Origin of the sequence: Nonomuraea sp. ATR24 (assembly GCF_041950485.1) — a bacterium.
GTDB classification, from domain to species: domain Bacteria; phylum Actinomycetota; class Actinomycetes; order Streptosporangiales; family Streptosporangiaceae; genus Nonomuraea; species Nonomuraea ceibae.
On sequence record NZ_JBGNUU010000001.1, the window covers coordinates 389,291 to 409,464 of the forward strand.

At 69.9% G+C, this 20,174-nt stretch carries 24 protein-coding genes, 1 tRNA gene and 2 pseudogenes; 16 read left to right on the forward strand and 11 right to left on the reverse strand.

Annotated elements, in window-relative coordinates:
- Positions 1-13 precede the first annotated feature (13 nt).
- Positions 14-586 (reverse strand): NADPH-dependent FMN reductase, encoded by a 573-nt coding sequence (locus ACBI99_RS01830; RefSeq protein ID WP_219503123.1) that lies wholly within the window; start codon positions 584-586, stop codon positions 14-16.
- A gap of 160 nt (positions 587-746) precedes the next feature.
- Between ACBI99_RS01830 and ACBI99_RS01835 the strand changes: the two genes are divergently transcribed.
- Both ACBI99_RS01835 and ACBI99_RS01840 read left to right on the forward strand, forming a co-directional pair.
- Entirely contained in the window at positions 747-2,126 is a 1,380-nt protein-coding gene (locus ACBI99_RS01835; RefSeq protein ID WP_375071539.1) for an MFS transporter, read from the forward strand.
- 241 nt (positions 2,127-2,367) lie between these two features.
- Positions 2,368-2,712, forward strand: a complete 345-nt coding sequence (locus ACBI99_RS01840; protein WP_219503129.1) for a lipocalin-like domain-containing protein — start codon at positions 2,368-2,370, stop codon at positions 2,710-2,712.
- Here ACBI99_RS01840 and ACBI99_RS01845 read toward each other — a convergent pair.
- Positions 2,693-2,887, reverse strand: a complete 195-nt coding sequence (locus ACBI99_RS01845; RefSeq protein ID WP_375071676.1) for a DUF4158 domain-containing protein — start codon at positions 2,885-2,887, stop codon at positions 2,693-2,695. The genes ACBI99_RS01840 and ACBI99_RS01845 overlap by 20 nt on opposite strands.
- Positions 2,888-3,617: 730 nt before the next feature.
- Between ACBI99_RS01845 and ACBI99_RS01850 the strand changes: the two genes are divergently transcribed.
- Positions 3,618-3,947, forward strand: a complete 330-nt coding sequence (locus ACBI99_RS01850; protein WP_357593655.1) for a hypothetical protein — start codon at positions 3,618-3,620, stop codon at positions 3,945-3,947.
- Between the two features lie 91 nt (positions 3,948-4,038).
- Here the strand turns inward: ACBI99_RS01850 and ACBI99_RS01855 are convergent, their stop codons facing one another.
- Positions 4,039-4,890, reverse strand: coding sequence for a universal stress protein (locus ACBI99_RS01855; RefSeq protein ID WP_357593657.1), 852 nt, complete (start codon positions 4,888-4,890; stop codon positions 4,039-4,041).
- 91 nt (positions 4,891-4,981) lie between these two features.
- A complete protein-coding gene (locus tag ACBI99_RS01860) occupies positions 4,982-5,155 on the reverse strand; it encodes a hypothetical protein (RefSeq protein WP_375071540.1) in 174 nt (57 codons plus the stop codon).
- 292 nt (positions 5,156-5,447) lie between these two features.
- Here ACBI99_RS01860 and ACBI99_RS01865 point away from each other — a divergent pair, with 292 nt between their 5' ends.
- Positions 5,448-5,990 (forward strand): DUF5994 family protein, encoded by a 543-nt coding sequence (locus ACBI99_RS01865; RefSeq protein ID WP_219503144.1) that lies wholly within the window; start codon positions 5,448-5,450, stop codon positions 5,988-5,990.
- Positions 5,991-6,039: 49 nt separating this feature from the next.
- On the opposite strand, the gene ACBI99_RS01870 is transcribed toward ACBI99_RS01865, so the two are convergent.
- Positions 6,040-6,597, reverse strand: a complete 558-nt coding sequence (locus ACBI99_RS01870; protein ID WP_357593663.1) for a hypothetical protein — start codon at positions 6,595-6,597, stop codon at positions 6,040-6,042.
- A gap of 211 nt (positions 6,598-6,808) precedes the next feature.
- Between ACBI99_RS01870 and ACBI99_RS01875 the strand changes: the two genes are divergently transcribed.
- From ACBI99_RS01875 to ACBI99_RS01885, 3 genes and pseudogenes are all read left to right on the forward strand, one after another.
- Positions 6,809-7,651 (forward strand): alpha/beta hydrolase, encoded by an 843-nt coding sequence (locus tag ACBI99_RS01875; protein ID WP_375071541.1) that lies wholly within the window; start codon positions 6,809-6,811, stop codon positions 7,649-7,651.
- Between the two features lie 157 nt (positions 7,652-7,808).
- On the forward strand, positions 7,809-8,243 hold the full coding sequence (locus tag ACBI99_RS01880) for an STAS domain-containing protein (protein ID WP_357593667.1): 435 nt from the start codon (positions 7,809-7,811) through the stop codon (positions 8,241-8,243).
- 76 nt (positions 8,244-8,319) lie between these two features.
- Positions 8,320-8,502 (forward strand): annotated as a pseudogene (locus tag ACBI99_RS01885) (STAS domain-containing protein); the annotation flags it as partial.
- Positions 8,503-8,628: 126 nt separating this feature from the next.
- Here ACBI99_RS01885 and ACBI99_RS01890 read toward each other — a convergent pair.
- The 3 genes and pseudogenes from ACBI99_RS01890 to ACBI99_RS01900 all read right to left on the reverse strand — a co-directional run.
- Positions 8,629-9,078: pseudogene (locus tag ACBI99_RS01890) on the reverse strand (PP2C family protein-serine/threonine phosphatase); the annotation flags it as partial.
- A 554-nt stretch (positions 9,079-9,632) separates the two neighbouring features.
- The gene (locus tag ACBI99_RS01895; protein WP_375071542.1) at positions 9,633-9,956 is read right to left on the reverse strand and encodes an STAS domain-containing protein; all 324 of its coding nucleotides are present in this window, start codon (positions 9,954-9,956) and stop codon (positions 9,633-9,635) included.
- A gap of 117 nt (positions 9,957-10,073) precedes the next feature.
- Complete coding sequence (locus ACBI99_RS01900; protein ID WP_375071543.1) at positions 10,074-10,661, reverse strand: DUF5994 family protein; 588 nt, start codon at positions 10,659-10,661, stop codon at positions 10,074-10,076.
- A 420-nt stretch (positions 10,662-11,081) separates the two neighbouring features.
- Here ACBI99_RS01900 and ACBI99_RS01905 point away from each other — a divergent pair, with 420 nt between their 5' ends.
- On the forward strand, positions 11,082-11,300 hold the full coding sequence (locus tag ACBI99_RS01905) for a hypothetical protein (protein WP_219503166.1): 219 nt from the start codon (positions 11,082-11,084) through the stop codon (positions 11,298-11,300).
- A 231-nt stretch (positions 11,301-11,531) separates the two neighbouring features.
- Positions 11,532-11,798, forward strand: coding sequence for a hypothetical protein (locus ACBI99_RS01910; protein WP_375071544.1), 267 nt, complete (start codon positions 11,532-11,534; stop codon positions 11,796-11,798).
- Between the two features lie 91 nt (positions 11,799-11,889).
- Here ACBI99_RS01910 and ACBI99_RS01915 read toward each other — a convergent pair whose 3' ends face one another.
- Entirely contained in the window at positions 11,890-12,792 is a 903-nt protein-coding gene (locus ACBI99_RS01915; RefSeq protein WP_219503170.1) for a YihY/virulence factor BrkB family protein, read from the reverse strand.
- Between the two features lie 194 nt (positions 12,793-12,986).
- Here ACBI99_RS01915 and ACBI99_RS01920 point away from each other — a divergent pair, with 194 nt between their 5' ends.
- Positions 12,987-14,126, forward strand: a complete 1,140-nt coding sequence (locus ACBI99_RS01920) for an AI-2E family transporter (RefSeq protein WP_357593675.1) — start codon at positions 12,987-12,989, stop codon at positions 14,124-14,126.
- A 27-nt stretch (positions 14,127-14,153) separates the two neighbouring features.
- On the opposite strand, the gene ACBI99_RS01925 is transcribed toward ACBI99_RS01920, so the two are convergent.
- Positions 14,154-14,513 (reverse strand): hypothetical protein, encoded by a 360-nt coding sequence (locus tag ACBI99_RS01925; protein ID WP_357593677.1) that lies wholly within the window; start codon positions 14,511-14,513, stop codon positions 14,154-14,156.
- A 238-nt stretch (positions 14,514-14,751) separates the two neighbouring features.
- Here ACBI99_RS01925 and ACBI99_RS01930 point away from each other — a divergent pair, with 238 nt between their 5' ends.
- The 4 genes from ACBI99_RS01930 to ACBI99_RS01945 all read left to right on the forward strand — a co-directional run bounded on the left by ACBI99_RS01930 (position 14,752) and on the right by ACBI99_RS01945 (position 17,741).
- Positions 14,752-14,970 (forward strand): UBP-type zinc finger domain-containing protein, encoded by a 219-nt coding sequence (locus ACBI99_RS01930; protein ID WP_375071545.1) that lies wholly within the window; start codon positions 14,752-14,754, stop codon positions 14,968-14,970.
- Between the two features lie 31 nt (positions 14,971-15,001).
- Positions 15,002-16,003 carry a fatty acid desaturase gene (locus ACBI99_RS01935; RefSeq protein ID WP_357593679.1) on the forward strand — a complete coding sequence of 334 codons (1,002 nt, stop codon included), beginning with the start codon at positions 15,002-15,004 and terminating at the stop codon, positions 16,001-16,003.
- A gap of 59 nt (positions 16,004-16,062) precedes the next feature.
- Positions 16,063-17,085 (forward strand): LysR family transcriptional regulator, encoded by a 1,023-nt coding sequence (locus ACBI99_RS01940; protein ID WP_375071546.1) that lies wholly within the window; start codon positions 16,063-16,065, stop codon positions 17,083-17,085.
- A gap of 71 nt (positions 17,086-17,156) precedes the next feature.
- Positions 17,157-17,741: a tyrosine-type recombinase/integrase gene (locus ACBI99_RS01945; RefSeq protein ID WP_375071547.1), complete on the forward strand. Its 585-nt coding sequence runs from the start codon at positions 17,157-17,159 to the stop codon at positions 17,739-17,741.
- 19 nt (positions 17,742-17,760) lie between these two features.
- On the opposite strand, the gene ACBI99_RS01950 is transcribed toward ACBI99_RS01945, so the two are convergent.
- Positions 17,761-17,834, reverse strand: a tRNA-Lys gene (locus ACBI99_RS01950).
- Between the two features lie 103 nt (positions 17,835-17,937).
- On the opposite strand from ACBI99_RS01950, the gene ACBI99_RS01955 reads away from it, so the two are divergent.
- Complete coding sequence (locus ACBI99_RS01955; RefSeq protein WP_357593684.1) at positions 17,938-18,777, forward strand: MoxR family ATPase; 840 nt, start codon at positions 17,938-17,940, stop codon at positions 18,775-18,777.
- A complete protein-coding gene (locus ACBI99_RS01960) occupies positions 18,774-20,141 on the forward strand; it encodes a VWA domain-containing protein (protein WP_375071548.1) in 1,368 nt (455 codons plus the stop codon). Before ACBI99_RS01955 ends, ACBI99_RS01960 begins: the two co-directional genes overlap by 4 nt.
- Positions 20,142-20,174: the final 33 nt, after the last annotated feature.

The following is a 20,174-nucleotide window of genomic DNA, read 5'->3' on the forward strand; positions in this document are numbered from 1 at the left end:
GATGCTGGGCGGCTCAGACGGCGTACGGCTGGACCGTCCTGGCGTGGCGGAGCGCGCAGCCCCACCAGACGAGCCGGTCGAGCAGAACCTTGGCCGCGACGGCGGGCGCGTCGGGCTGCCGCAGTCCCCCGGCCTCGTCGAACAACTCCCCGGCGGCGTGGAAGCTGACGGTGTCGCGCAGGGTCACCGCGTGCAGCTCGGCGAAGACCTGCCGGAGCTGTTCCACAGCGCGCAGCCCACCGGCAATCCCGCCGTACGAGACAAAGCCGACGGGCTTGGCCAGCCACTCGGTGTAGTGCCAGTCGATGGCGCTCTTGAGTGAGGCGGGGAAGCTGTGGTTGTACTCGGGCGTCACCACGACGAACGCGTCAGCGGCGGCGAGCCTTGGCGACACGGCCGCCACCTCGGGGGTCGGCTCGCTGCTGAGCGCGTCTGGCAAGCGTGTCTCACCCAGGTCGATGGCGTCCACCGTCAGGTCGTCGCGGCGGGCGGCCTGTTGGAGGAACCAGGAGGACACAGTTGGGCCGAACCTGCCTTCGCGGGTGCTGCCGGTGATGACGGCTACGTGCAGTGGATCGCTCGACACGGGTCGATCCTCTCGGTTGTTGCTGTGCTCTTGCTGGTGACGACGCTAAGAGCGGCCGTCCTGGGTCCGCCTCGGTCACGTGACCGGGTTCGTGTCCGGGTCGCGATCCCAGTCGTCCGGCAGAGGCGGCGGCCGGGCATGGATTCCTACGGTCGGCGCCATGACGCGACTTTCCGATGAAGCCCCGGAGCCGGCGACCACCGAGCCCGTTCGCTGGGGTCCGATCCTGGCGATGGGCCTGGCCATGCTCATGGTCACCCTGGAGATGAGCCTCGCCTCCGTAACGCTGCCGGCCATCGGTACGGAGCTGGGCGTCGGTTCGGCGGCGGCCAAGTGGGTGATCCTGGCGTACGCGCTGCCGGCGGCGGCCCTGGCTATCCCGCTGGGGCGCTGGGTGGACCACGCGGACGCCCGGGCGGTCTTCCTGCTCGCGGTGACGGGGGTCGGGCTGACCAGCCTGGTGACCGCGGCCGCCCCCGCGTTCTGGATCCTGCTGGCGGCCCGGTTCTTGCAGGGCGTCATGGGCGCGCTGGTCGCCGCCGTCTACATGCCGATCGTGGCGGCGAGCGTGCGGCCCGAGCAGCGTGGCCGGGCCCTGGGATACGTGGCGACGATCATGCCGGTCGGTTCCCTGGCAGGCGCCCCACTCGGTGGCTTGGTGGCCGACGGCTGGGGCTGGCGCCCGGTTTTCCTGATCAAGCTGCCCGTGCTGGTGCTCGTGCTGTGGCTCGGCGGCCGCCTTCTGCCACGCGGGAAGGGCGGGCTGCCGGCGCCCGGCCGGTCGCTGCTCGGCGACACGCTCGTGCTCGGCGGTGCCGTCACCGCCCTGCTGCTGGCGCTCGACCGGATCGAGGTCGGCGCCGTGGCAGCCGCCGCCGTCCTGGCAGTGTTGACGGTGGTACTGACGGCCTGGTGGGTGCGGCTGCGGTCGTCCCGCCCGATCATCAAGCTGGCCCGGCGCCCGGCGTTCGGGCTGCCGTTGCTGTCGCTGCTGCTGATGGCTTCCTACATCGGGCTCACGCTTTTCCTGCTGCCCTTTTACGTCTCGGACGTGCTGCACGGCGGCGCGGGGATGATGGGGCTGTCGATGCTGTTCTTCATCGGCGCCGTTGCGCTGGGCTCGCCGATCAGCGGCTGGCTGGCCGACCGCTACCCGCCCCGCCTCGTCCTCGGCGCCGGCGGCGCCCTCACCCTCGCCGGTACGGTGAGCATGCTCACGCTCGGCCAGGACGCGGGCGTGGCCGACCTGGCGTGGAGGCTCGCGCTGGTCGGCATCGGGCAGAGCCTGTTCAACGTCCCGGTCAACACCGCCATGCTGGCCGCGACCCCGCCCGGCATGATCGGCACGGGCGCCGGTGTGGGCATGACCGTCCGGACCCTGGCCTTCACCGTCGGGCCGTCACTTGCAGCCCTCGCCTACGGCCTGGCCTCGGGCGGTGCCGCCGGATTCCGCACCGGGGTCATCGTCCTGGCCGTGCTGCAGGCCGCGGGTCTGGCCGCCGGAATCGCCACCAAGGCGCGGGCCGTGCGCGATTCTTGAACCGCACAGGCCACCACCCCATGGCCTCAGGGCTCACGGGTCGTTTCGGCGACGGGTCAGCCAGCGCAGTGAGCGTGTTTGGGTACATGAGCAAGCTGAAGAGCATCTCGCTCGCGTTCGCACTGGCACGCACGATGGCGTCCACCGCTTCCTGTGCCCAGCCCAGCACCGCTCAATCCTCCCCCTCCCCCAGCACCTCCGCCGGCGCGACACCGGACGGCACCTCACCGCTCGTCGGCTCGTGGCGGATGACTTCGCTGGAGACAGGCACCGCCGGGAACCCGCAACCGTGCCGCACTCCGGCCAGATCATCTTCACCGAGTCCGGCGGCGTGGCGGTGCAGGCCATGAATCCCCATGCCAAGGCCGCGGACACGCCGTACACCAGGACCGGGTATGAGGCCTACTACGGGACCTACACCGTCGATGAGACCGCCCGGACGTTCACCATGACGATCCAGTCATCCTTGGTGCCCGACCTCATCGGCCAGCGCCTGACACGCACCTTCAAGGTCTCGGATGACACGCTGCTCCTCAGGCCGACGGACGCATCAGAAGGCTGGCGCGTCACCTACGAACGCTTCTGATCCCGGCCTGGCAAGCCGATCCAGCCGCATCCTGCTCGGCCACGAAGGCCACGGCCTCGGGCGGGACGGCGAGCGGGTCTTCGGTCAGGAACACCCCGAGCATGCGAACCGTCCCCCACTGCACAGCCCATCCCAGCCTGGTCGCCGGACGGCGCTCGGTCTCCAAGACTCCCAGTGCTGTGTGGTCAGGCGGAAGAACTGCTCAAGCTCCGCCGGGGACGGCTCTTCGGGGAAGCGTCCGTAGCGGGCGACCTGCTCATCGGAGAGGAATTCGAAAGGCATGGCCCCGGACCGTATGACCTGCGATCAGCAGGATCAGCGGCCGTCATCGAACCGGCATCAAGATCAGCTATCTACCGCCAATCTCTGCACTCAGGTTCCTCGAAGGCCTACCTGAGCGTGATGGAGGGCGTGGGCTTCGGTGGTCGCCACGCTTGTCTGATCTACTCCGTGTCTTCCTCGATGCCGGAGACGGGGTGGGTGAGGCGGACCATGGCCCGGTACAGGGCGGTGGGCGCGGGGGCGGCTCGAGCGGGGGAGTCCTGCGCCGGGGGCGGCGTTGGCCCTGAGCATCTGGCCGGCCCGGCGGCGCCCAGATGGCCGAAATCCTCCCGCCAGAACTCCGCTGCGTCGCCCACCACCGACCTGGATCATCGGACGTGCTCTGGGTCACGCGTTCCTCTCAAGGTAGGCGTACCGCTCCCGGTCGGGGACAGCCGGCGGTCCACGGTCGGCTGTCAGGGGTGATCCCCGATGAGGAGCGGTTGTGTCCGCCGACGCGCTGGCTCGGTATCGCCTGTGATCACGCGTGCAGTGGGATCTGTGCCATACCCTGTGGTGCAAGGCTGAAAGTGCTTCTCCGACATCTCGGAGACATCAGCCATCATCAGAGAGCGAGACGCGACATGAGCAGTGCTCGCAAAACCGAAGGTCATGCCGCACAGGCATCCTCCCACCCGAACAAGACCGCCGAGCGGCCCGATCACGCGGCCAACGCGCAGTGGCTCAAGGACAACCCGGCCTCCATGCCGCAGGTGGGCACCGGGCGGTGGGCCGTGTACGACCGCGCCGGCCAGCTGCTCGGCCACCTCGTCGGCGACGGTCCGACCCGCGACACCCGCTTCAAGGCGACCAGCGCGACACGGGAAGGGGCGCCGGCCGACCACGCGGTGGGCCACGGCATCACCCTGCACGACGCCGGGGCGCACCTTCTCGACGCGGCGCAGGACGACTGAGCCATGCTGGCCCCGGCCGAGGCCGGGAGAACGCGAGCCCGGCAGCTTCGCGCGTCGGGCCCGCGGTGGGCTCAGCAGCGGTGAGGTCCCCTCATGGCCGCACCACCGCGACGGAGGCGCGTGCGGCGTGCAAGACCCCGAGGGTGACGGATCCGAGCATCACGGTGCCGATCGCCCCTCTGCCCTGGGAGCCCACGACCACCAGGTCCGCCCCTTCAGAAGCGCGGGTGAGAGCGTCAACGGGGTGGGCGCGACGGACGTCCTCTATCACCTGAACCTGCGGATACCGCTGCCGCCAGCCCTGGAGGACGGTGGCCGCGGTCCGGCACTGAGCCGCGTGAATCTCGTCCAGGTCATGAGCGCTTTCCGGGATGTGGGCGTGCGCCGGCGGCTGCCACGCATGGACGGCGCGCAGCGTGCTCGCGCGCAGCATCGCCTGCTCGAAGGCGTAGGCAAGGGCGGGCTCGCAGGCGTGATAGTCCTCGAGCCCGACGACGACCTCCCCGTGGGCGGTGTCGGGGGCGGATCTGACGACGACGACCGGGCCGTGCGCGTACCCGGCCACGTGGGTGCTCACCGAGCCCAGCACGGCTCCGGGGAAGCCGCCGAGGCCGCTGCCGCCGATCACGATCTCGGCTGAGTCGCCGGCCTGGTTGCGCAACCTCGCCGCGGCGGCGCCCTGGAGCAGCTCGCAGTCGACATCGATGCCGGGCTGTCGCTTGCGTGCCACCGTCTCGGCGTCGCTCAGCACGCTCTGCGCGCTGAGCGCGATGACATCATCCTGGCCGGGGGCGGAGAACTTCGCGATCTCGTACGGCGTGCGCTCCACGGCGTGGACGATGCGGAGCCGGGCCCCGGCACGAGCGGCGTCGTCGGCGGCCCACTCGACAGCCGCGGTCGCGGCGTCCGAACCGTCCGTGCCCACGACAATGACTTGATTCATGGCTTCTCCAGGTTTGTGTCCGCAATTTCTGATCCACCGAAGCGCGAATATTCCAGGCCCGCTTGTTCGATGTCGTCGCCGATCTCCGGGATCAGTTCTTGAACGTTCCCCCGGATTTCTCGTCGTGCCGCCCCGGGTCATTTTCGGACCGGATGGCCAAGCCCTTCGACTCCAGGTGCTGATTTCCGGTGGCGCGGCCGAAGTTGAGCATGACCCACCCTTGAACGGCCCGTACTCTCGACTTGATCTTCCTGGTCAGGCTCATGGCGCTTCCCTTCGACTACTCCGGACGCAACGCGACCTTGGTCCCAGGATGGCCTTTCCGGCGCGAACGGGAAACAGGCAATCACCGGCCTGATTATCACCGCAGCCGATAACAGCACCCTTTTTCGCGGCGATTCCCCCAGCGGCTGATCGACGCCTCTTCCGGCCTCGCGCGAAGAGGTATAATAGAAATTACCGAGGACATTTCGAGCGTTGACATCCGAGTTGGCGTCGCCCGCGGCGATAGACCGGTTCCGGCCCCCCTGGACGAGGGCCCGAAAGGCCGTGCAACCATGATGACCGCACTTCTCTCCCCGGCAGGCTCTGCTCCCGAGACCCCATCCGCGCCCAGGCTCAGCCTGAACGCCGCCCTCGACCGGCGAGGCACGGTCGACGGGGCGTGGTGGCCGCACACCCGCGACGCCGCCGCCGAACTGCCCGCCCTCATCTCCGCCGTCGACCGGCGGCTCGGCAGGGCCGTCCTGCGTGTGGGCGTGCATCTGGACGCCTGGGATCACATCCCGCGCCGCACCACGGTCGGGGGCCGCAAGGTCAGGGTGGGCTGGTTCCGCAGCGCCGATCCGCACCTGATCACCCTGAGCATCGCGGGAAGCGCACCCGTCACCCTGCTGGTCATCCCGCCCAGCACCGCGGCCGGCCCCGCCGAGACCGCACTCGCGTTTGCCGCCTCCGGCACGGTCGGCGTCCGCCCCGCCGACATCCTGCGACCCGCCGCCTCCGCGAAGGGCTCACCCGGCAGGGACGGCACGGCCTCCTGGGAGAACGAGGGCGGCCGCGTCACCGATCCTGCGACCGCGCCGCCCGCGACCACCTGACCCGTGCTGGGCCGAGGCGGCGGCCCGCTGCGGGCGATCCGGATCCGGGTCAGTAGCGGTGTGGCCCGACATGCCCCTCGAACAGCAGGCAGGGCGCCGGCTCGTCCCCGTAGGGGGAGCGCGGGTCGGGGTCGGAGTCGGCGCGTTCGGCCGGGCACGGCGGCAACGTGACGAGTTCGCGGGCGCGAAGGTCCCAGCGGATCCAGATGAACCGGTCCGGTCCGGGCAGGACCTGGACATGCGCCGCGTGAGCGCCCGCGTGGCCGGGCTGAAGCTCACAGCCGTAGACGGCCTTGCGCCCGTGTCGGCCTCCCTCGGCCAGCGGGGCCCATTCGGCGTCGGTGAGCACGTTGTAGTGAGGGCAGTCCTGTTCGCCGGTGTGCCGTTGCAGCCCGGTGGCGAGGGCGCCCGCCAGCCCCGCCGCGGTGAAAACCTGATGGACGGCGTTGTGGACCCGCTCGACGTCGTCATCGCTCAGCTCCACCGCACCGAGCTGGTCAGCCAGGAGTCGTACGTGGGTGGCGAAGTGCCGGCAGGCGTCCACGAGTGCGGTCACCGGGACCACCGCGTCATGCGGCGGGTCGGTCGGCACGTCTTGATAGGTCACAACACTCACAGTACGCCGCCCGCCGCCGGACACGGCGGTGGCGCCGCTGCCGTGCCGGTCACCGAAGGCACCGGTTATCAGCTCCGCAGATGAGCGGCGCAAGAATTGCCCGTTTCCCTTGGCCGTGGACTCCTGTGCGCTGAAGGGGACAGCCCGGCTCTCGACCTCCTGACTGCCGGCCGCCTGCTCGATGACTCCATAGGAGAGACCCATGACCGAAAGCACCGAGGCCAAGCCCCCCGTCGTCCTCATTCATGGGCTGTGGCTGACCCCTCGCGCCTGGGAGCACTGGATCGAGCGCTACGCCGAACGCGGCCACGAGGTGTCCGCCCCGGCCTGGCCCGGGATGGAGATCGAGGTCGAGGCGCTGCGCAAGAACCCGGAAGTCATGAACGGCCTGGGCGTCACCGAGGTGGCCGACTTCTACGAGAAGATCATCAGGGAGCAGTCCCAGCCCCCCGTCATCGTCGGCCACTCCATGGGCGGCCTCATCACCCAGATCCTGCTGGACCGCGGCCTCGGCGCCGCGGGCGTCGCGATCCACCCCACCCCGATCCAGGGCGTGCTGAGACAGCCGCTCAGCAGCCTGCGCTCGGCCTTCCCGGTCCTGTCCAACCCCGCCAACCGCTCCCGCACCGTGGCGCTGAGCGCCGGACAGTTCCATTACGCGTTCACCAACACCCTGACCGCGCAGGAGTCGGACGGGCTCTACCAGCGCTACCACGTACCCGCCCCGGGCCGGCCGCTGTTCCAGGCCGCCACCGCCAACCTGCGACGGCACCCCGCCACCGGAGTCGACGTGCGCAACGACACGCGCGCCCCGCTGCTCCTGGTCGCCGGCGGCGCCGATCACACCGTCCCCGCCACCCTGGTACGGCAGACCTACCAGCGCTATCAGAAGTCCCGCGCGCACACCAACTACCACGAGTTCGCCCGCATGCCGCACTTCGCCCTTGCCGCCCCCCAATGGGAACGCGTCGCCGACCATGTCCTTCACTGGGCCGTGCAGTACATCACGAAACACCCCGGCAGCAACCGCGGCGACACCCGATAGGCGCGCTGCCACGCAGGTCTGGTGACTACCGCTCCGACCGGCCTGCCGGACGATCGAAGCACTGCACGCACGACACCGCTCACGCCGGCGTCCAGCAACGTGTTCACGCCGCCGCCTCGAACCGGCTGCCCCCTTGTCTCCCCCGTAGGAGCCCGGCATGAACACCCACACTGCGAGCGCGTCCGCACTCGTGCTCGCCGCCCTGATCGAACGGCTTGTTACCGCGCTTCTCCCGACCTCCGCCACCACCGTCACCGCCGACGGCCTCCTCCGCATCACCCCGCTCGCCGAGCGTGCGGGTCTGCGGTTCGAGGGCGAGCTCGACTACGCCACCCTGCCGGCGCTGAAGCGCGCGCTGGCCGCACTGGCGAGCGGGGACGACGACTTCTGCGTGGATCTGAGCGGCCTGGAATTCATCGACGTCGGCTGCCTGCGTGCCTTCGTCGTCACCGCCACCGCCATCCACAAGGGCGACGGCGACCAGGTTCTGACGCTGCGCTCGGCGCCTGCACAGATGCGACGCCTGCTCGAGCTGACCGGCTGGCACCAGACACCCGGTCTCGACCTCCAGGCGTCGGCGCGGCCCGGTTGACACCTCATGACCACTCTCGACCCCTCTCCCGAGGCGGCTCTGTGGCTCGTCCCGCAGCCGCCACCGTCGTGCGCATGTGTGGCGGCTCGACCTCAGCACCAGCGAGGCCGTACGCGAGCGCCTTCAGGGAGCCTTGCACCGCAGCACCGGCCTGCTCAACCTCGACCTGTCCGGGGTGTCGTTCTGCGATGCTGCCGGGCTGAGCGTCGTGGTCGGGATCCGGGACCAGGCAGGAGCCCTGGACATCGTCATCGCCCTGGCCGCTCCCCGCCCACATGTGGCCAAGGTGCTGCAACTCGCCGACCTCGACCACAGCTCCAGCCCGAACAGCTCCCCGTTCGGGCTGGGCCTCGATGATGCCGTCGGTGTAGAACAGCAGCCGGTCCCCGGGTTCGAGCTGGTAGTGCAGCAGGCCGGTGGACAGGTCCAGGCCGAGACCCATCGGTGGGTCGGGCACGCTGGTCAAGGTGGCGACCTGCTGGCCGCCTCGGATCACCAACGGCGGATGGTGACCTCGATTGACCCAGGCCAGCCGGCCGGTGCTCTGCTCGGCGATCGCCGCGTCGATGGCCTCGCTCGTCGCGGGCAGGTTCGTGCCCTGGCGGCGGCTGGTGCGAGCGGACCCGATGGCGATGGTGGCGGTGAGCCCGGCCGCGGTGTCGTGCCCCATCGCGTCGAAGATCGACACATGCAGGGTGTCGCCGTCGATCGCGTAGTCGTAGGCATCGCCGCCCACTTCGTAGGCCGGCTCCAGCGCGGCGCTGACCACCACCCTGTCATCGGCGAAGCCCTCAGGCGGCAGCACATTCCCCAACACCTCGGCCGGCAACGTCATCGGCCGGGCGCGGACCAGGCGGGCGTAGGAATCGCTGTAGGGGCGCTTACTGATCAGCAGCAGCGAGACGAGCGAGGCCAGCAATGCCGCAGCCTCAGATCCCCGCTGCACGCTCACTCCCAGGACGCCGACCCGTTCGGTGCCGCTCAAGCAACGGCACCCATAGTCGCTGCGGTCCCTCGCCGGCCGACGAGGCAGGGACGCTCTCAGGAGCGGCGGGATCCATCACATGCCGGGCCTCGACGATCTCCACGCCGCGGAAGGCGCGCCCGGCCATGGTGGCGTCGATCCGGATCGCCTCAAGCCGCTCGCAGTGGCGTCCAGCAGGCCGCCCAGCGTCCGCTCACCATCACCCGTCACCTTGACGCCTTCCCCTGGAGCCTCTCCCCTCACAATAGATCGTCTCCCCCATGCGGTACGAGCTTGTTTCAAGCGTGCTGACCAGGGCTAACGTCTCCCGGGCGTGCTGGTGCGCAGTGTGTGCTTGCCGACGCCGGCGCGAGGAAAGGCGCGATGACGATCGCCACGGTCAGGGTCACCGGTCGGCATGCCGGTCACGCCATGACCGGGAAGCGGCGGTCCAGGCCGGTGATGCGCAGCAATCCAGCCATGCGCGGGGGAATGCCGGTCAGGGCCAGCGTGATGCCCCGTGTCCGGGCACGGCTCTGCACGCCGACCAGCACGCCCAACCCGCCTGCCCCGCAGAAGGTGACCTGGGACAGATCCAGGACCAGCAGGTCGGTGCTGTGATCGAGGGTGTTGATCAGCCGGCGGCGCAGCCGGGCTGTGGTGAAGATGTCGATGTCCCCTGACAGATGCACCAGGGTCGGCGCCGAGGCGCTCACCCCGGCGAGCGGGGCGGTGTCGATGACGGTCATGGAATGTCTCCTCACGGGAGAAGCTGAAAGTGATGAGATGCCTGCCGGCCGGAGATCGGCCCGCCGCCAGTACGGGCGGTGCCAGGACCGCTCGATCCGGCCGGCAGGCGGCACGGGTCATGGCGACGGCGTCGGCCGTCCCATGGATGGCTGCGCTGCCTGCCCGATGACCGACCCGCCCTCGTCCTCCCAGCGGGCCGATCCGTCGGCCGTGGCACGCGGAGCGGGGCCGGCGGGCAGATGCGCGAGGGTGAGGATGGCGTCGATGCTCATGCCGGCGATGTCCTGGGCGGTGAGCTTGAGCGTGGCCTCGGCTGCGCCGGCGGCGGTGCCCGAAGGGACGATCAGCAGGCCGACCGGCTCGCCGGTGGCGAAGCTGAGAGTGATCACGCGCGGGTCCGTGTGGCGGAACCAGCCGATGCGGACCTGCCGCCCGCGCGCGGGGATACGGCGCGGAATGTTCTGCCACACGTCACGGTGCAGGCCTATGCGGAGCGTGACCCGATCCAGCAGCCGGTCCACGGCGGCGATGAGGGCGGGCAGTTCGGCGGCCGCGTCATGGGAGGAGGGCCACCAGGCCCCGTCCACCACAGCCAGCCTGTTCGGCACCGGGCTGAGGCTGAGCCGTAGCGCGGAATCGACCCGAGGGATCGCGGGCGAGGCGGGGCTGAGCGGTGCGGGTTGAGAAAGAAGCGTCGGCGTCATGGTCGCCTGACCTGTCCAGGCCTCCGAAGAGGCCGGTGGTGGTTCGCCGGGGGCGACGCGGACCTGAATGCCAACGCTCGATAAGACCTCGGTACTCTCAGTGTACGGCATGGCTTCCGAAATTCGGCAATTCCGGAAGTGGACTGAGGGGGTGACATCCGGAAACGAGCCCGCAGAGCTCGCGGAACCGGACGGAGCAGCTTCCGGAACACGGGCCGGTCGCGGGCTCGGCCGCTTTCCGCTCCGCACGCTGTCGTCCTGGCCGACTACACCGCCGCGCTCGCGCACGCCCCGCTGGCCGGCTCCACCAAGACCGAGTACGCCTCCCGGCTGCGCGGTCACCTGGCCTGGCTGGCCGACCAGGCCGACGCCGGCGCCCTGGACGGCGATCCGCTCATCGACCCGACCGCAGCCGGCGCCGTGCGCGACTTCCGCCGGCATCTGAAGAACGGCCGCCGCGCCCCCAACACCATCGACACCTACCTGTCGGCCATCGACGACTTCACCGACGGGCTGCAGTCCCGCGCCGATTGGAAGGGAGCCGGCACCCACGCCGCGCTGTTCCTCAACCACCGCGGCGGCCGGCTGAGCGACCGCGCCCCCGCGACATCACCGGCCTCGGCGACGCCGTCGGCCTGAGTGACGACCCCACCGAAGCCGACAAGGAAGCCGCCTTGGACGCCCTCATCACCGACCACTGACCAGAGCAGCAAACCGGTTCGGACCGGGTGCCGCGACCGACACTCCGTATCCCCGCCCGGCTGGAGGGCACCGCGTCCGCGCCACGGTAGGCGAATGCGGAGGGCCACCGCCTACAGCGTTCGACCCTAGGCAGGGGCCCCTTGCGGATTCTCGCGAAAGGAGCCGGCCGTGCCTGAGAATGTCGCACTGATCATTCGATTCCACCTGATGGGCGGCGAAGACGTCTCCGTGATCAGCGGAGACTTCGACGGAGAGCCGGAGGCGGTGGCGGCGATCGCTCGTGCTGTAGACGAGCGGCGCAGCCTGGTGTTGATCCGGGCAAGACATGATCGCGAAGCCGACGTTAACGGCATAGTCATCAACCTCGCCAACGTGGTGTCGGCGCGTGTGTCGAAGACAGACAGCGCCGAGGCAGGCGTGCCCGACACGCCCTGACAGTGGCCAGCCGGACGAGGTCGTCGACGGTGGCACGTCGGTGACCGAAGCGGCGTTCCGCGCAAAGCTCATCGCCGGAGCTGATCGCGGCTCACGCTTTCGGCGGGCCTGCCCGAACAGCCAGGTCGGTGACGTCTCCGGTGGTGCTGGTGGCCGCCAGCGCGGTGGCGAACAGGATGAGCTGGTTGAGCACCTTGAGGAAGAGCAGCATCGCCACCGCCCCGGTGACGACCTGGTACGCGGGGTTCGCGGCGGTGAGGTTGAGCACGGCCTGACCCAGGGTCTTGAGGATCTCCAAGCCGATCGTGATGACCAGCGCCGGCCCGATCACCCGTCGCGGCGACAGGTGCAGCCGCGGTGGCGCGGTGAGCAGCGCCATGGCCAGCAGGGTGTTGACCCCGATTCCCAGCACGAACGCCGCCACCGACAGCATCCATTGGGCGGGGGCGGCCTGCACGCCCACGGTGTTCACCGCAAGCAGACTCAGCACCCACTCCGCGGCGAAGACGACGGTGAGCGACAGCGAGAGCAGTGTCCCGAGCCCCACCATGACGCCCAGGTCGATGATCTGGCGCAGGAAGAAGTTGCCCGGATACTCCTCCAGCCGCCAGATCGCCCTGGTCGCCGAGCGCAGCGTGTCCATCCAGTACAGGCCCGTCAGGGGCAGCACCACACAGGCCACCAGCCCGGCTGTTCCTCCGGCGTCGCGCAGCGCCTGGACGTCAAGGCGCGGGAAGGTGTCGCTCAGGTAGCGCTGCATCCCGCTCAGCACCGCCGGGTGGTCCAGGACGCGGCTGAGGACGGCGAACCCCAGCAGGGCCAGGGCGAAGGTGGCGAAGAAGGCGTAGTACGTGAGAGCCGCCGACAGGCGACCGGCGTCGACCTTGTCGTAGCGGATCAGGGCGCGCACCACGTGATCCAGCCACCCGTACCTGCTCCTGGCCCGCTCCCAGCCTCTCGCCAGCCAGCCCGCCCAGCGCCGGACGGCGCTCATGCCCGGAGCCGGTACGTCGGGGGGACGCGGCCGTGATCACGTGCCGCGGTCGTTTCGCAGAAGATGGCTCACCCTGCCGTCGTGAGAAGCTGGTAGGGCGGATGGCCTACCCATAAGGCGATTTTTATTCTTTGTTTCCCCGACCGGGAGCCTGGAAGCACGCCTGATTCCGCCCGGGAGGGAAGTACCCGTCCATGGATTCACCTCAGGACCGCCTGCTGCGGTTAGTGCCGGCGACCTTGGCCAAGATGGCCGCCTGGTGCGCGTGCCTGATCGTCATCGGCGTCGTGGCCAACTACGTGTTCGGTTTCGTGGCGTCGATGCGCCTCATAGCCTTGCCCGTGGCGATCGCCCTGCTGCTGACCGCGCTGCTGTTCCCGCTCACCCGGCGGCTGCGGGCGTCGGGGCTGCGGGCGATCTACGCCACCTGGATCACCATGCTCGTCGCCCTGGCCGTGCTGGGCGGGACGGGGTGGATCATCGGCGTGCGGGCCAACGCGGAGTTCCCCGGCCTGGTGACGCAGGTCAGGCAGACGGCCAAGACGGTGGAGAACTGGCTCTACTCCGGGCCTTTGCACCTGAAGCCCATCCAGCTCAGCGGCTGGGTGGACGAGATCGCCAAGTTCGTCACCGAGCGGCAGCAGCAGATCACCTCGACGGTCCTCGTGGGCACCGTGGTGGTGGTCGAGGTGCTGGCCTCGATCGTGCTCCTGCTGTTCGTGACGTTCTTCCTGCTCAAGGACGGCGACCGGATCTGGTCCTGGTTCCTCAAGAGGTTCGGCCGGATGGCGCCGCGGGTCGACCGGGCCGGGCGGACCGCCTGGACCACGCTGTCCCACTACGTGCAGGGCACGGTGGCCGTGGCCGCGGTGCACGGCGTGCTCATGGGGCTGGTGCTGGCCGTCATGGGAGTCCCGCTGTGGGCGGCACTGGCCGTACTGATCTTCCTGGCCAGCTTCGTCCCGATCGTCGGCATCCTCTTCGCCGGTGCGGTCGCGACGCTGGTCACGCTGGGCGCGAAGGGCCCCGTCTACGCGCTGATCTTCATCGGCATCCTGATCGTGGAGCAGCAACTGGAGAACCACGTGCTCCAGCCGCTGATCGTCGGCCGGGTCCTGCACTTCCACCCGCTCGCGATCATCATCGTGCTGGCCGTCGGCGGCATCCTGGCCGGGATCGCGGGCGCGGTCGTGGCCGTGCCGATCACCGCCATTCTCTACCGGGCCGTGCCGGAGCTCTTCAAGGACGACCCGATTCCCCTCCCGGCAGCACCGGTCCCGAAATCACCCGGGCAACCCGTACCTCCTGAGAAGGGACCCGAGCAGCAGGATTGACCCAATCCGAGGCGGGCGGTGGCGGGCTCATGGGGCCGTACGGCAGGCAGAGGCCGGGGCGGGCGGTGGCGCGCCTCCGTCGCGGACCTTCCCGGCCAGCGCCTGGTCGGCTGCGGCGCTGACCAGGCGTGCGGCGGCGGCCACCTCGGCGAGCTGACCCGGCGCCATCGCCTCCAGGCACGCGGCGAGCCGCTGCCGGTCACCATGACAGGCGATGCTCATCGCGTCCCGGAGGGCGAGAGCGCGCGAGGCCGTGCTGACCGCCTTCAAAACGTCGGCCAGGGCCTCATCCAGGCCACTGTCAGGGCCTGGCCGCTGCGGAGGCCGGGCATCGGCCATCATCCACCTGCCGTCCTTGGCTCCGAGTCGGGACGTTCGATCAGGCATCGTGGGAACGTACCCGCCGGCTCGCGATCGCCTCAGCTGATGAGGCTAGCTGGGATTGCCTGTTTCCGCACAGCCGGCCGAGAGCTTTGACTGGTGAGTGACCAGCCGGCGCACCTCGCGTCGCTGTCACCGTGAGGGGGTCGTGATGACCCTGGACGCACAAGGAACGGACGCGAAAGCCCGCGCAGGCCTGAACGGTCAGGTCCCACGCTGCGAGCACATCGACCAACTCCCCCAAGTGCGGCACGGACCGCCCGAATGCAAACAGTGCCTGTCCCTCGGCCGCACCTGGACACGCCTGCTGGTGTGCCTGACCTGCGGCTGGGTGGCCTGTTCCGACGATTCGCGGGGCGGCCACGCCAAGGCCCACTACCAGGAGACCGACCACCCGGTGGCCGCCGCCTTGGGGACGAATCCGACCTGGCGCTGGTGCTACGTGCACCGCCGCACCGTATAGCCGCACCGTAAAGACGAGAGGAAAGAGATCTATGACCATTTCCGAACAGGTGGCGGAACGCCGCCAGGACTACGACGGCACCTCGCCCTTCCCCGAGGCGGAGGACCACGTTCCGGCCGGGCGGCTCCAGGTGGCCCTGACGGGGGCGATCGTGGTGCTGCCGTTCGTCGCGCTCGGCGCCGCGGTCCTCCTGGCGTGGGGCCGGGGAGTCACGCTCACCGACCTGCTGCTGGCCGCGATCCTGTACGTGGTGACCGGCCTGGGGGTGACGATCGGCTTCCACCGGCTCCTCACCCACTCCTCGTTCACCGCGCGGCCCTGGCTGCGCGTGGCGCTGGCGGTCACCGGTTCGATGGGCTTCCAGGGAAATGTGATCGACTGGGTGGCGGTGCATCGCCGCCATCACGCCTTCACCGACCGTCCCGGCGATCCCCACTCGCCCTACCGGTACGGCACTGGGCTGCGCGGGCAGCTTCGGGGGCTGGTCCATGCCCACCTGGGCTGGCTGTTCGCCGACGATCCGACCCCGGCCGAACGTTACGCCCCCGATCTGCTGGCCGACCGCGCGATGTCCCGCGTCGCACGCGCCTTTCCCGCGCTGTGCGCGCTGTCGCTGGCGCTGCCGTTCCTGGCCGGATGGGCGATCACCGGCACCCTGTACGGCGGGCTTACCGCCTTCCTCTGGGCGGGACTGATCCGCGTCGCGCTGCTCCAGCACGTCACCTGGAGCGTCAACTCCCTGTGCCACGTCATCGGTGCCAGGCCCTTCAAGACCCGACGCCACGACCGCTCGACGAACCTGTGGCCGCTGGCCCTGCTGTCATTCGGCGAAAGCTGGCACAACGGCCACCACAGCGAACCGAGCTGCGCCCGCCACGGCCTCGACCGCGGTCAGCTCGACCCGTCCGCCGCCGTGATCGGCCTGTTCGAACGGTTCGGCTGGGCGGGTGACGTGCACTGGCCCGACCGAGAACGCGTCCAACGCCGACGCGTCGGTCCGCGCCGGCAGGCCCGCGCGCCGGCCGGAGACTGACCGAAGGGGCCTGTCGCTCTCCGCCGCCTCGGGGTTCACCCGCTCCTGGGGGACCTACAGTGGAGACGACAGCCCGCATCGACGCCGCCCAGGGCAGAAAGGGGGCGGGCATGGAGTTACGGCAACTGCGCTATTTCGTGACACTGGCCGAAGAGCTGCACTTCGGCCGGGCGGCCGCACGTGAACACATCGTGCAGTCGGCGCTGAGCCAGCAGATCCAGCGGCTGGAACGCGAGGTGGGCGTACGGCTGCTGGACCGCAGCACCCACCATGTCGCCCTCACCCCGGCGGGCTCCGCGTTCCTGGTCGAAGCGCGCCAGATCCTCAACCACGTCAGCAGGGCCGGGCAGACCGCGCGTAACGCCGCCGCCTCGACGCCCACACTGCGCGTCGGCATCATCGACGCCGGCTACGACACCATGCCGAAGATCCTGCGCGAACTCCAGGAGAGCCACAGCGGCATCACGATCCACCAGGTCGAGGCGGGCACTCCCGAACAGTACCGGCAACTGGCCGACGGCCGCCTGGACATCGCCATCGGACACGCCTCCCAGGCCCCGGCCGAGGTGACGTCCAAGCTCGTCCGGCTCGATCCGCTCGGCGTCCTGGTGCCCGACGACCACCGCTTCGCCGAACTCGACGGCGTGCCCGTCATCGCTCTGGCCGACGAGCTGTTGCTGCTCGGTGAGGAGTCGCAGACCCCGGAGCTCAACCAGTTCGTGCTCGCGCTGTGCCGTTCGGCCGGGTTCACGCCCGCCCTTTACGAGGGCACCGTCGAGAGCTCCCGGGCCGCCGCAGACCTCGTCCTCCAGCACCGCTGCGTGCACTGTGTCCCCTCCTCCTTCCGCTCCTCCAACCGGCCGGGCACCACCTGGCGGCCCCTGACCGACCCCGCCACGCACTACCCCTGGTCACTGCTGTGGCACCAGGACAACCCCTCTTCGCACATCGCCACCGTCATCGACAGCGCCCGCCACCTGGCGGAGCGGCTCGACTGGCTGGAGCCCGTGGCCCCGGTCATCGAACCGGCGCCCGGCGAAGGCGCACCGAGCACCGCCGGCACCGGCGACGCGCCTGCCTGACCCGCCCGGCAGCGGCGCGGGCTGAATGGGCCGGGCACTCTGGGCTAAACGCAACCGGCGGGCTGCCAATCATGAAGATCGGGAAGTCCGCCCAGGTCAGGCGGGGTCAAGAAGTCGCACGTCAGATGCTCAACGATCAGAAGAGCGGCGCCGAAGTCCTGCCGCGCTATCTGTTCCTGCGCACGCACGACAACCGGCTCGGCCGGCATCCCTACCCGGCCGAGACCTATCAGTCACGGCTACGAGACCTCACCCAGCGGCTGAACGTCACCGACAGCATGGGCCGGCCAGTTCACATCTCCCAGACGCACCACTTCCGGCACACCCGGGCAACCGACTTGATCAACGCGGGCGTTCCCATTCACGTGGTGATGAGGTACTTCGGCCGCCTCACCCCCGCCATGACCATGCACTACGCCAAGACTCGATCGGAGGCCGCCGAGCACGAGTTCCTCCGCTACAAGAAGTTCACCGCCGATGGGGCGAATTGCCCACGACAATCCCTGACCGGCGGCCCCCGTCGCCACGAACCGGTGACCGAAGCACCAGCCATGCGCCGGAACCCTACCGACGAGCAACCAGCGAGCAACCACCGGCGCGACTCCACCTCGCCCGGGGGTCTCCGAGAACCGAGAAACCCCAGCTCAGCGAACTGAACCGGGGCTTCCGTCAGGGTGCGCCGCCAGGGACTCGAACCCCGGACCCGCTGATTAAGAGTCAGCTGCTCTGACCAACTGAGCTAGCGGCGCGCCGTGCACGAAGGAATATACCGGCACCAAGCACCCAGGTCGAATCGGCCGAAGCGGCGCCCGTAGCGCTAGAATAAAGTTCGGCCTGCAGACAGGAGCATCGATGTTCGACTCGCCCGCCGACGTGACCGAGCGGCTCGCCGCCGTGGACTATCTCTCCGACGACGCCATCTCCACCTCGGTCTTCCTCGCTGCCGCGCTGGGCAAGCCGCTGCTGGTCGAGGGGCCGGCGGGGGTGGGCAAGACGCAGCTCGCCAAGGCCGTGGCGCTGACCACCGAAGCCGAGCTGATCCGGTTGCAGTGCTACGAGGGCCTGGACGAGGCACGGGCGCTGTACGAGTGGAACTACAAGAAGCAGCTCCTGCGCATCCAGGCGACGAGCGCCGACGACGACATCTTCGGCGAGGAGTTCCTGCTGGAGCGGCCGCTGCTCAAGGCGATCCGGTCCGCCGGGCCGGCGGTGCTGCTGATCGACGAGACGGACAAGGCGGACGTGGAGGTCGAGGGGCTGCTGCTGGAGCTGCTGTCCGACTTTCAGGTGACGATTCCGGAGCTGGGCACGATCGAGGCGGTGCGCCGCCCGTTCGTGGTGCTGACGTCGAACGCGACGCGCGAGCTGTCGGAGGCGCTCAAGCGGCGCTGCCTCTACCTGCACATCGAGTATCCGACCCCGGAACGCGAGCGTGACATCGTGCTGAGCCAGGTGCCGACGCTCCGCGCCGATCTGGCCGAGCAGCTGGCCAGGACGGTGGCGACGCTGCGGTCGCTGGAGCTGAAGAAGGCGCCGTCGGTGGCGGAGACCGTCGACTGGGCCAACACGCTGCTGGCGCTGGGCCGCGACGAGCTGGACGAGGCGACGGTCGCGGGCACCCTGGGCGTGGTGCTCAAGCACGCCTCCGACCACGCCCGCGCGGTCAAGGAGCTCGGGCTGGCGACGCCGTGACGCACGCGCCGCACAGCTCGCTCGTCGACAGGCACGTCGGCTTCGTGCACGCGCTGCGCGAGGCCGGGCTGCCCGTGTCGCTGGCGGAAGGGCTCGACGCGGCGCGGGCGCTGCGGGTGATCGAGCTGGCCGACCGCGAGTCGCTGCGCGCCGCCTACGCGGCGACGCTGGTGAAGAAGCCCGCGTACCGGCCGGGCTTCGACGTGCTGTTCGACCTGTGGTTCCCGAGGGCGACGACCGGACTGTACGGGCCGCGCCCGGATCTGGAGTCGGCGCCTCTGGAGGAGGTGCGCGGCTACCTGGCGGGGCTGCTCACGCAGAGCACGGACGCCGAGATGCGGGAGTTCGCCCGGGCCATGGTGGAGCGGTTCGGGCGGCAGGAGGCGGCGGAGGGCCGGCAGAACTGGTTCTCCTACAGCGTCATGCGGGCCCTGTCGCCCGACACGCTGATGGCCCGGATCCTGAACGAGGTCCTGGCCGGGCAGGAGCGCGGCGGGCTGGCCGAGAAGACGGCGCGCCAGCGGGTCGCGGCCAACACGCGGCGGCTGGAGGAGGCGGTGTCGGCCGACGTGCGCCGCCGCATCGCCGAGGACTCCGGCATCGACAAGATCGCGCGCTCGGCCGTGCGCCCGCCGCTCGACCACCTCGACTTCCTGCGCATCACCAAGGCCGACCTGGCCAGGCTGCGCCGCGAGGTGCACCCGCTGGCCCGGCGGCTGGCCGCGCGGCTGACGATCAAGCACAGGAAGGGCAGGCGCGGGCGGCTCGACTTCCGCAGGACCATGCGGGCGTCGTTGCAGAGCGGCGGCGTGCCGCTGACCACGCATTTCAAGCCGCCCCGGCCGCACAAGCCGGAGCTCGTCATCCTCTGCGACACCAGCGACTCGGTCTCGTCGTTCGCGCATTTCACCCTGCTGCTCACGTACGCGCTGAGGGAGCAGTTCACCAAGGTGCGGGCGTTCGGGTTCGTGGACACGGTGGACGAGATCACCCGGTTCTTCGTGCCCGGCGCCGACGTGGTGGAGGCCATGACGCGGCTGGCGAACGAGGCCGACATGGTTCGGTTCGGCCGGACCAACTACGGCCACGCGCTGGAGGGGTTCGCCGAGCGCTACGGTGACGCGATCGGGCCGAAGACGTCGCTGCTGATCCTCGGCGACGCCCGCTCCAACTACCAGCAGCCCGCGCTCGACACGCTGAAGTCGCTGACCCGGCGCGCCCGGCACGCGTACTGGCTGAACCCGGAGCCCCGGCAGCAGTGGGACACCGGAGACTCGGTGGCGACCGAGTACGGGACGGTCGTCCCCATGTACGAATGCCGAAATGTCGCCCAGTTGACCGCGTTCATCGAGAGCATCGCCTAGGGCGGTTTCTCGTGGATTGCCATGCCTGCCGGG

What these genes read in the sequence shown, in the direction of transcription:
- ACBI99_RS01835 (WP_375071539.1), top strand. Translation starts at nt 747, where the DNA reads ATGACGCGACTTTCCGATGAAGCCCCGGAGCCGGCGACCACCGAGCCC.
- ACBI99_RS01850 (WP_357593655.1), top strand. Translation starts at nt 3,618, where the DNA reads ATGAGCAGTGCTCGCAAAACCGAAGGTCATGCCGCACAGGCATCCTCC.
- ACBI99_RS01855 (WP_357593657.1), bottom strand. Translation starts at nt 4,890, where the DNA reads ATGAATCAAGTCATTGTCGTGGGCACGGACGGTTCGGACGCCGCGACC.
- ACBI99_RS01860 (WP_375071540.1), bottom strand. Translation starts at nt 5,155, where the DNA reads ATGAGCCTGACCAGGAAGATCAAGTCGAGAGTACGGGCCGTTCAAGGG.
- ACBI99_RS01865 (WP_219503144.1), top strand. Translation starts at nt 5,448, where the DNA reads ATGATGACCGCACTTCTCTCCCCGGCAGGCTCTGCTCCCGAGACCCCA.
- ACBI99_RS01875 (WP_375071541.1), top strand. Translation starts at nt 6,809, where the DNA reads ATGACCGAAAGCACCGAGGCCAAGCCCCCCGTCGTCCTCATTCATGGG.
- ACBI99_RS01880 (WP_357593667.1), top strand. Translation starts at nt 7,809, where the DNA reads ATGAACACCCACACTGCGAGCGCGTCCGCACTCGTGCTCGCCGCCCTG.
- ACBI99_RS01895 (WP_375071542.1), bottom strand. Translation starts at nt 9,956, where the DNA reads ATGACCGTCATCGACACCGCCCCGCTCGCCGGGGTGAGCGCCTCGGCG.
- ACBI99_RS01900 (WP_375071543.1), bottom strand. Translation starts at nt 10,661, where the DNA reads ATGACGCCGACGCTTCTTTCTCAACCCGCACCGCTCAGCCCCGCCTCG.
- ACBI99_RS01915 (WP_219503170.1), bottom strand. Translation starts at nt 12,792, where the DNA reads ATGAGCGCCGTCCGGCGCTGGGCGGGCTGGCTGGCGAGAGGCTGGGAG.
- ACBI99_RS01920 (WP_357593675.1), top strand. Translation starts at nt 12,987, where the DNA reads ATGGATTCACCTCAGGACCGCCTGCTGCGGTTAGTGCCGGCGACCTTG.
- ACBI99_RS01925 (WP_357593677.1), bottom strand. Translation starts at nt 14,513, where the DNA reads ATGCCTGATCGAACGTCCCGACTCGGAGCCAAGGACGGCAGGTGGATG.
- ACBI99_RS01935 (WP_357593679.1), top strand. Translation starts at nt 15,002, where the DNA reads ATGACCATTTCCGAACAGGTGGCGGAACGCCGCCAGGACTACGACGGC.
- ACBI99_RS01945 (WP_375071547.1), top strand. Translation starts at nt 17,157, where the DNA reads ATGAAGATCGGGAAGTCCGCCCAGGTCAGGCGGGGTCAAGAAGTCGCA.
- ACBI99_RS01955 (WP_357593684.1), top strand. Translation starts at nt 17,938, where the DNA reads ATGTTCGACTCGCCCGCCGACGTGACCGAGCGGCTCGCCGCCGTGGAC.